This is a genomic window from Candidatus Burkholderia verschuerenii (genome assembly GCF_001189365.1).
In the GTDB taxonomy this organism is placed as follows: domain Bacteria; phylum Pseudomonadota; class Gammaproteobacteria; order Burkholderiales; family Burkholderiaceae; genus Caballeronia; species Caballeronia verschuerenii.
Genome location: NZ_LFJJ01000420.1, coordinates 1 through 1,682, shown reverse-complemented (window position 1 = coordinate 1,682; position 1,682 = coordinate 1). Strand labels below are relative to the sequence as shown.

Here is a 1,682-nt window from a genome sequence, read left to right as displayed (position 1 = left end):
CTCGAAGACGCAGGTAATTGAATATCACACGTGCTCCAGAAGTTTTCTGATATCGATCGGCCTGGTCAATCATATCGGCAATACGATACGTCGCTCCACTAGGTATCAACAGCCTTCTTTTTTCGTCCGTTGTGGCATGCAAGGAAATAGATAGCGTATCGAGTGGTATTTCATAAAGCTCGTTGAATTTTGAGAGGATGCACATCGTGGTTATTGTCACACGATTTGCCATTCCCGCCGCCTTAATAGCAATTGTCGCCTTTTTAATCTCTGGCGAATTGAGCATTGGCTCTCCCATGCCTGCAAATAAGACTGTATTGATTTTCCGTATTTCGCCTTTCGTTTCTTGCGAAAGATCATCTAAGCAAACTTCTACTTGCTGGATGATCTGATCCGAATCCAAATTTCCCAAAGGCTTCTGGCGACCGGTTTCGCAGAAAACGCAATCGATTGCGCATCCTGTCTGGCACGACACACATAGATACGAGAGCCGCTGCTCATCCAAATAGAACAAAGTCGACCCAACAGTTTTCGTTAAATCTCCAGTTGATAGTAAGTATTTATATCCACCATCAGTTGATCTTTTTCTTTCTACAATTTCCACATCATGCCCTATTTTAATTTTTGAATGACTATCAGTTGGTACACGGCATAATGACATCGTCAAATGAATACGAAATTGACCAACAACTTCAGTCGACGCTATCTCATATTCTCTTCCACACGCCCTTCATCGATAGATGAAAAGTGACTAATGTGTCACCTATCGGCATCACTTCCACAGCCTCGGTATTCGTTTCGAGCGCCGTGTCAACATTCACGGCGCATTTCCCAAACTCGGTTGCTGCGTGATCTGATGGAATACTCTTCGGCTCGTCCAGCATCCTTTATGAAACAGTGGTTTACCCCGTCCCTGATAAACAACTAAATCTCCTCGGTATATCTATCGAAAGATAAAAATTCCAACCTTGGTTAATTAAAATATCCCATCTATCGGTGAATAGGAGATAGTATGTATCTATTGCTACGCTTGCCATTACGCAATAGTGTTTGCTGTGCCCAGAATTACATCCCATGCGGTAGCCTTGCGGGCCCAGCGCCATCTCCCAACCTCGATCACAAGCCTACGTCATCGCCTGAGCCATCGTCTGTTCTCCAAAATGGATTGGGCCCTTGCTGTGGACGAACCATTGATTTACTAAATTTGTGACAAAGTCAAATTAGCTGTATTAGACGATTACCGTACCTCGATCGTCTCTTTTTAGAGTTGAACGATATTCTTCAGGCAAGTTTGAGCATGAGCGCCGTTCGCTGTTTCGCTGGCTATGGTGTGAGAATCTAATGCAGTGCTCGACCGCGCACACCTGTCCAAATGGACAGGTGATCAACGTCCACGAGTCCGTAGGATGGAGTTGACTAGCAGTTTCCTTGCTAACAGAGGGTATGGACATGGTGCGCTCACGAGCTCAACCCGGTGCTCAGCGAGCCGAAGATTGCGCGTTACGATTTTCGTGCGACTCAAAACTATCGGAGCACCAAGAGTGTGCGGGCTATCTAAATAGTCGGCCCTTCAGAATTAGTCGAAGTCAAGGGTGGCAAGGGGCCGCCGGAAGATCGTGTTTCCCAGAACTCCCAGAAGCAATATTGATCTGAATGGTTTCCTGGGAGTTTGGAACTTCGCC

Annotated in this window: 1 protein-coding gene and 1 pseudogene; one reads left to right on the top strand and one right to left on the bottom strand. The window is 46.0% G+C overall.

Annotated elements, in window-relative coordinates:
- Positions 1 to 604: radical SAM protein (locus BVER_RS31040; RefSeq protein ID WP_198155525.1), on the bottom strand; the 604-nt coding region annotated here is incomplete at its 3' end.
- Positions 605 to 770: 166 nt separating this feature from the next.
- Between BVER_RS31040 and BVER_RS32160 the strand changes: the two are divergent.
- Positions 771 to 857: pseudogene (locus BVER_RS32160) on the top strand (IS5/IS1182 family transposase); the annotation flags it as partial.
- Positions 858 to 1,682 lie beyond the last annotated feature (825 nt).